At 73.6% G+C, this 8237-nt stretch carries 3 protein-coding genes; all 3 read left to right on the top strand.

What is annotated here, in order from left to right; all coding sequences use genetic code 11:
• Window positions 1-18: 18 nt before the first annotated feature.
• Window positions 19-2559 (top strand): non-ribosomal peptide synthetase, encoded by a 2541-nt coding sequence (locus tag ACZ7RU_RS14405; RefSeq protein WP_470341231.1) that lies wholly within the window; start codon window positions 19-21, stop codon window positions 2557-2559.
• Entirely contained in the window at window positions 2552-7180 is a 4629-nt protein-coding gene (locus ACZ7RU_RS14410; RefSeq protein WP_470341232.1) for a type I polyketide synthase, read from the top strand. Before ACZ7RU_RS14405 ends, ACZ7RU_RS14410 begins: the two co-directional genes overlap by 8 nt.
• A 32-nt stretch (window positions 7181-7212) precedes the next feature.
• On the top strand, window positions 7213-8237 hold a 1025-nt coding region (locus tag ACZ7RU_RS14415; RefSeq protein WP_470341233.1), incomplete at its 3' end, for a beta-ketoacyl synthase N-terminal-like domain-containing protein.

The raw sequence follows: 8237 nt of genomic DNA on the forward strand, positions 1-8237 counted from the left end.
CCCCTCAAGGCTTCCCTCATGACACTGCGCCACCCCGCACCTCCCGTGCCCGGCCCCGATGCCGAGGGGCGCCCCGCCGAGCTGCCCGCCGCCCCGGAGCTCCCGTTGGACCGGACGCCTCCGGCCCGGCGCGACCACCGGGCCGGCTCGGTCCCCGTCGTCGTCCCCGCCGGGGCGACCGCCGCACTGCGGCGGCTGGGTGAAGCCTGCGGGGCGGGACTCCCGGCGGCGGCCTTCGCCCTCTACCTGGCACTGCTGCACCGGTACGGCGGACAGTCCGAGCTCGCGGTCGGGGTGACCAACGGCGCCGGGGTGGCCACGCCGGTCCGCGCCCGGACCGACGGGAGCTTCCGGGACCTGGTCCGGTTGGCGGGCACCGGGCTGGCGGAGGCCGAGCAGGCCCGTACCGCCGAGGTCGTGCACCTCTGGCCGGGCTTCTCCTGCCGACCGGAACCGCGCGTCGCCCCCGAGACCACCTCCTGCGACCTGGATCTCCAACTCTGCCACGCCGACGGCGAACTCACCGGTCAGCTGGTGTTCGCCACCGACGTCCTGGACCCCGCCACCGCCCGCCGCGCGGTGGACCACCTGCTCCGGCTCCTCGAAGGCGCGACGGCCGATCCGGACCGGTCGGTGGCCGAGTTGCCCCTGCTCACCGCCGAGGAGGAGGAGACCGTCGCCAGGCTGAACGGCGTCCCGGGTGAGCCGACGGACGTGGGCTTCCACCGGCTCTTCGAGGAGCAGGCCGCCCGCACCCCCGAAGCGGTCGCGGTCCGGGCCGCGGACGCCGCCCTCAGCTATCGCGAACTGAACGCCCGGGCCAACCAGTTGGCCGACCTGCTGCGTGAGGCCGGGGTCGGCCCCGAGGTGACGGTGGGCCTCTGCGCCGATCGCGACGTGCGGCTGATGGTGGCCGTGCTCGGCATCCTCAAGGCCGGCGGCGCGTACGTACCGGTGGATCCGAACGACCCGGTCGAGCGGCGGGACGGCATCCTCGCGGACGCGGCCGTGCGGATCACGGTGGCGACGGCTCCGCTCGGCACCGCCCACCAGGTGATCGAACTCGACGCCGAGCTGGCCGTGTTGGCGGGCCGCCCGACGGAGAACCGCCCGCCGGAGCGCTCGACCAGCGGCGATGCCGCGTACCTGCTCTACACCTCCGGTTCCACCGGCAAGCCCAAGGGCGTGGTGATCGAGCACCGCCAGCTCGTCGGCTACACCCGCGCCGTCATCCGGCGGCTCGGCATCGACGGGCCGCTCAGCTACGCGATGGTGCAGCCGCTGACGGTGGACTCCAGCGTCACGGCCTTCGCCCCGCCGCTGTGCACGGGCGGCGAGGTACAGCTGATCTCCCGTGACGTCGCGCTGGACGCGGAGAGGCTGGCCGACTGGGTGCAGACCCGGGGGGTCGACTGCCTGAAGATCGCGCCCTCCCACCTCCGGGCCCTCCAGACCTCGCCGCGCTTCGCCGAACTCCTGCCGCGCCGCCTGCTGGTCGTCGGCGGCGAGGCCTCCGACTGGCGCTGGCTGCGCGCCCTCCAACGCCTCGTCCCGCACTGCCGGGTCTTCAACCACTACGGTCCGACCGAGACCACCGTCGGTGTGCTGACCCTCGCCGTGGCCGACCACCCGGAGGCGGAGTGGGAGACCGCGCCGATCGGCGTTCCGCTCCCGGGCACCCAGGCCCACGTGGTGGACCCCGCGGGCCGTCCCACGCCCGTCGGCGTCGCCGGAGAGCTGCTGATCGGCGGCGACAACCTCGCCCGCGGCTACCACCGCCGGGAGGACCTCACCGCGGCGGCCTTCGTCCCGGACACCCTCGGCGGCGGCCCGGGCTCCCGCCTCTACCGCACCGGCGACATCGTCCGCCGCCTGGCCGACGGGACGATCGCCTTCCTCGGCCGGCGCGACGACCAGATCAAGGTCCGCGGCTTCCGGGTCGCCCTGGGCGAGATCGAGGCCGCACTGAAGAGCCACCCCGAGGTGCGCCACGCCATCGCCGTCGTCCGCGAGGACGTCCCGGGCGACCGGCGGGTGGTCGCCTACGTCGAGCCGCACGGCCCCGGGTTCAGCACCGCCGGGCTGGAGCGCCACCTGCGGGACCGGCTCTCCCCGCACATGGTGCCGCAGGCGCTGGTGACGCTGGACCGGCTGCCGCTCTCCGGGCACGGCAAGGTCGACCGCGGCAGGCTGCCCCGGCCCGCCGAGCCCGCCACCGCGCCGCTTCCACCGCGCAACGAACTGGAACGGCTGGTGGCGCAGGTGTGGCAGGAGGTCCTCCACACCGAGGCGGTCGGCACCGACCAGAACTTCTTCGACATCGGCGGGCACTCCCTGCTCATGGTCGGGCTGCACCACCGGCTCCGGGCGACGACCGGCCGGGAGGTCGAGCTGCTCGACCTGTTCCAACACACCACCGTCCGGGCCCAGGCCGAGTTGCTCTCGCAGCAGGGGCAGGGGGTGGCACCGGCCGCCACCCGCGGCAGGAGCACTCAACAGAACGCCCTGCTGAAGCGCCGCCAACAGCAGCTGCAAGCGAAGCGAGGTCGCCATGAGTGAGTACTCCCCCGAGCCGGACCCCACCGCGGGCGCCGAGCCGGACTCCGAGCTGTACTCCGAACCGGCCGACGGCTTCTCCGAGTTCGACGACAGTCTGGACATCGCCATCGTCGGCATGGCCGGCCGCTTCCCCGGCGCCCGGACGGTCGAGGAGTACTGGAGCAACCTCAAGGCGGGCGTCTGCTCCGTCACCCGCTTCGAGGACGAGGAACTCGCCGCCCGGGGCGTGGACGCCGCCACCCTGGCCGACCCGGACTTCGTCGGCGCGGGCTACCCGCTGGCGGACAGCGAGAAGTTCGACGCCGCCTTCTTCGGCTACTCCCCGCGCGAGGCCGAACTCATGGACCCGCAGCACCGGGTCCTGCTCGAATGCGCCTGGGCCGCCCTGGAGAGCTCCGGATACGACACCGATCGGCAGGACGGCCTGGTCGGCGTCTACGCGGGCGCGGGCAACAACACCTACCTGCTCTTCAACATCGCCTCCCAGCCCGGCGCCGCGCAGATCCTCGGCGACAAGCAGACGGTGATCGGCAACCGGCCGGACTTCCTCGCCAGCCGGGTCTCCTACAAGCTCGGCCTGGAGGGCCCCGCCCTCACCATCCAGTCCGCCTGCTCCACGTCACTGGTCGCCGTGGTCGAGGCGTGCCAGGCGCTGCTGGCCTACCAGTGCGACACCGCGCTGGCCGGCGGTGTCGCCGTCGGCGGGACCAGGAGCAAGGGCTACGTCTACCGCCCGGACGGCATCTTCTCGCCGGACGGCTACTGCCGCACCTTCGACGCCCGCGCCCAGGGGACGGTGGGCGGCGACGGCGTCGGGATGGTGGTGCTCAAGCGCCTCAAGGACGCCATCACCGACAACGACCACATCCACGCGGTCATCAAGGGCTCCGCGCTGAACAACGACGGCTCCCGCCGGGCCGGCTTCAGCGCGCCCAGCGCCGCCACCCAGTCCGCCGTCATCTCCACCGCGCTGGCGAACGCGGGCGTGCCGGCCGAGAGCATCGGCTACATCGAGCTGCACGGGACGGCCACCATCCTGGGCGACCCGATCGAGTTCTCGGCACTCGCCTCGGCCTACTCCGGGGTCCGGGAGCGCAGTTGCGCCCTCGGCTCCGCCAAGACCAACATCGGCCACCTCGACTCGGCCGCCGGGATCGCCGGCCTGATCAAGACCGCGCTGGCGGTGGAGCACGGGCAGCTGCCGCCCACCCTGCACTTCGAGCGGCCCAACCCGCGGATCGCCCTGGCCGGCAGCCCGTTCTACGTCAACACCGAGCTGCTGCCCTGGCCCGAGGGCGACGGCCCGCGCCGCGCCGGGGTGAGCTCCTTCGGCCTCGGCGGCACCAACGCCCACGTCATCCTCGAACAGGCCCCGGAGCTGCCGCGCGAACCCCGGCAGGCCGACGGCGCCGAGCAGCTGCTGGTGCTCTCCGCGAAGAGCCCGGAGGCCCTGGAGGCGGCCACCGACCAGCTGTACGACCACCTCCGGGCACACCCCGAACTCCCGCTGGCCGATGTCGCGTTCACCCTCCAGCAGGGCCGCCGGGCGTTCCCGTTCCGACGGATGCTGGTGGCGGGCGGCACCGAGGAGGCGCTGGTGGCGCTCGATGCCCGCGACGACGGTCGGCTGCTCACCGCGACCGCGCCCGAGGCCCCGCACCGGCCGGTGGCCTTCATGTTCACCGGCTTCGGCTCCCAGTTCCCCGGCATGGCGCGCGAACTCTACTCCCAGGAGCCGGAGTTCAGGGCAGCGATGGACGAGTGCGCCGGACTGCTGGAGCCGCTGCTCGGCACGGACATCCGCGAACTCGTTTTCACCGTCGACGAGTCCGCGGACGCCGCCCCCGGGCAGCCCTTCGACTTCAGCAGGCTGCTGCTCCAGCCGGAGCGCAGCGAGCACCCGCTGGACCAGCCACGCCTCGGCTACCCCGCGGTGTTCGCTCTCGAGTACGCCCTGGTCAGGCTCTGGGCCGCCTGGGGGGTCCAACCCGAGGTGATGATCGGTCACAGCCTGGGCGAGTACGTCGCGGCCTGTGTGGCCGGGGTCTTCTCGCTGCCCGACGCCCTGCGCCTCGTCGCGGAGCGCGCCCGGCTGATCGAGGAGCAGGGCGAGGGGGCGATGCTCGCCGTGCCGCTCTCCGAGGAGGCCGTCGCACGGTACACCGACGCGGAGGTCTGCCTCGCCGCGATCAACGGCCCGCAGACCTGCGTGCTCTCCGGCACCGTCGAGGGCATCGAGCGGGTGGCCGGCGAACTGCTGGCCGCCGACATCGCCACCCGCCGGCTGACCACCCGCTTCGCCTTCCACTCCCCGATGATGGACCCGGTCGTCGACCGATACGCCGAACTGGTCCGCTCGGTCCGGCTGAACGCCCCGGCCGTGCCGTTCGTCTCCAACCTGACCGGCACCTGGATCACCGACGACGAGGCCACCAGCCCCGAGTACTGGGCCCGGCACGTACGGGAGAGCGTGCGGTTCGCGGACGGCCTGGCCACCCTGTGGTCCGTCCCGGACATCGCGATCGTCGAGATCGGCCCCGCGCCGACCCTGACCCCCGGGGCCCTCCAGCACCCCGCCGCCGCCGGCACCGACCGGGTCGTCCTCCCGTCCCTCCCCGGCGCCTTCCTCGGACAGAGCGACCGCACCGCACTCCTACGGGCCGCCGGACGCCTCTGGCTCGCCGGCCGGGAGCGCCCTTTCCCGGCCACGGCCGGCGCCCGGCGGGTCCCGCTCCCCTCCTACCCCTTCGAACGGCGCACCTACTGGCTCGAACCCGGCACCGCCCAGCCCGGCAGCGGCTCGGCCCAGCAGCGGCGCGGCGACCTGCCCCAGTGGTTCTACACGCCGTCCTGGCAGCGACTGGCCGGCGCACCGGAGCCCGCCGAGGTCGGCTTGGCCGACGAGCGCTGGCTCGTCTTCGCGGACGAGACCGGTGTCGGCCACCACCTCGCCGACCGCCTCGAAGGTCTCGGCGCCACCGTGCGCACGGTCTCACGGGGAGCCGAGTGGCACCGCAAGAGCGAGCGCGAGTACGTCCTCGACCCTGCCCGGCCGGAGCACTTCGACCGACTCGCCGAGGCGCTTCGCGCCGAGGGGCCGCTGCCCGGCCGGGTGGTGCACAGCTGGAGCGTCGGCGACGACGCCGACCGGGCCACGGCGCCCGAGGACGTCCGGGCCCTGCTGCACCGCTCCTTCGACAGCCTGGTCCACTGGGTCCAGGCCACCGAAGCCGAGCTGATGACACGGCGGCAGCGCTGGGACGTGCTGTCCTCCGAGGTGCACGCCGTCCTCGGGGACGAGCCGCTCTGCCCGCCGAAGGCCACCGTCCAGGGCCTGTGCCGGGTGCTGCCGCAGGAGTACCCCTCGCTCAGCTGCGTCCATTTCGACCTCCGCCCCGAAGGCCCGCAGGCCGTACCCGGGTTGGTCGACCGGCTGCTGGCCGACCTCGCCGCCCCGCCCGCCGAGCGCACCATCGCGCTGCGCGGCCGGCACCGCTGGGCGCCGACGTACGTGACCGGCGCGCCGCGCCCGCGGGGCGGGTCCCCGGTCCGCCCCGGCGGGGTGTACCTGGTCACCGGCGGCCTCGGGAAGATCGGCCTGCTGATGGCCCGCGCCCTCGCCGACCGGGCCGAGGTGCGCCTGGTGCTGCTCGGACGGACGGGTCTGCCGCCCCGGGAGAGCTGGGCCGATCCGCAGCACCCGGAAGCGGTCCGGTCCGCGATCCGTGCCGTCCAGGAGATCGAGGCGCTCGGCTCCGAGGTGCTGGTGACCGCCACTGACGTCTCCGACCGCACGGCCATGCTCGCCCTGAAGGAGCGTGTCCTGCGGGAGTTCGGCCCGATCGACGGCGTGCTGCACTGCGCCGGCACGACCGGCACGGCGGCCCACCGGGAAGTCGCGGCCCTGGGCCCGGAGGAGGCCTCCTGGCACTTCGGCCCCAAGCTCTACGGCACGCAGGTGCTGCACGAGGTGCTGGCCGACCAGCAGGTGGACTTCGCCGTCATCTGCTCCTCGATCGCCTCGCTGCTCGGCGGACTCGGCTTCGGTGCGTACGCCGCCGCGAACGCCGCGCTCGACGCCTTCGCCCACCGGAACCACAGTGCGGCCCTGCCCTGGACCAGCGTCAACTGGGAAGCCTGGTACTTTTCGCACGACGATCGGGCGGATTCGGAACTCGGCGCGGCGGTGCGCGAGTTGGCACTCACTCCGGCCGAGGGCCGGCGGGTGTTCGACGCCCTGCTCGACGCGGTGCCCCAGGCGCAGATCATCACCTCCACCGGTGAACTGACGCTTCGCCAGGAGCTGTGGGCCGACCCGGTGGCCGAGGTGCCGGCTCCGGCCGCACGGCACGAGCGCCCCAACCTGCGCAACCCGTTCGTCGCCCCGAACGGCGAGACCGAACACCGGGTGGCGGAGATCTGGCAGGAGCTGCTCGGCATGGAGAGTGTCGGCGTGCAGGACAACTTCTTCGAACTGGGCGGCAGTTCGCTGCTCGGCCTCCAGGTCGTCCACCGACTGCGGCAGGAGCTGGCGGTGGCCGTACCGCTGACCATCGTCTACGAGGGCCCCACCGTGCGTACCCTCGGCGCGCTCATCGACAACCTCCGGGCGACGCGGTGATGGCGGCGCGCGGTGGTGTCGCGATCGTCGGGATGGCGGGGCGCTTTCCCGGCGCGGGGGACCTGACCGAGTTCTGGTCGAACCTGCGCGACGGCGTCGAGTCGATCGTCGCCCTGACCGACGAGGAGCTGACGGCGGCCGGGGTGCCGGCCGAAGTCCTCGGGCAGCCGAACTACGTCAAGGCCGCGCCCGCCTTCGCCGGCAGCGACCTGTTCGATGCGGACTTCTTCGGGTACACCGCCCGCGAGGCCGAGGTGATGGACCCTCAGCACCGGCTCTTCCTGGAGACGGCCTGGGAGGCGCTGGAGCACGCCGGCTACGACGCCGCCCGGTACGGGGGCGGCATCGGTGTCTTCGGTGGCGCGGGGACCAACCGCTATGTGCAGCACGTCTACTCGCACCAGCAGATCGTGGACACCCTGGGCCAGACCCAGATCCTGGTGGCCAACGAACTCGCCTTCCTGGCCTCCCGGGTGTCGTACAAGCTGGACCTGAAGGGCCCCGCGGTCTCACTGCGCGCGGCCTGCGCGACCGCGCTGGTCGCCGCCCACACCGCCTGCCGGAGCCTGCTCGCCGGCGAGTGCGACCTCGCCCTGGCGGGTGGCGTCCACGTCGACCCGAACCCGGGCACCGGCTACCTGCACCAGGACGGGTCCTTCGTGTCGCCCGACGGGCACGTCCGTCCGTTCGACGCGGACGCCCGGGGCACGGTCTTCGGGACGGGTGTCGGCGTGGTGGCGCTGAAGCGGCTGGAGGACGCGCTCGCCGACGGCGACACGGTGCACGCCGTGATCAAGGGCTCGGCCGTCAACAACGACGGCGCGGTGAAGGTCGGTTTCACCGCCCCGAGCGTCACCGGCCAGGCCGCGGTCATCTCCGCCGCGCTCGCCAGCGCGGGCCTCGCACCCACGGACATCGACTACGTCGAGGCGCACGGCACGGGCACCTCGCTGGGCGACCCGATCGAGGTGCAGGCGCTGTCCCGGGCGTTCGGCGACACCGGGTCCTGGGCCCTCGGCTCGGTCAAGGGCAACGTCGGCCACCTCGACGCCGCCGC

Source organism: Kitasatospora sp. NPDC114501 (assembly GCF_055633695.1).

Bases quoted from the DNA above. Each gene is read 5' to 3' on its own strand.
- ACZ7RU_RS14405 (WP_470341231.1), top strand. From the start codon at position 19: ATGACACTGCGCCACCCCGCACCTCCCGTGCCCGGCCCCGATGCCGAG.
- ACZ7RU_RS14410 (WP_470341232.1), top strand. From the start codon at position 2,552: ATGAGTGAGTACTCCCCCGAGCCGGACCCCACCGCGGGCGCCGAGCCG.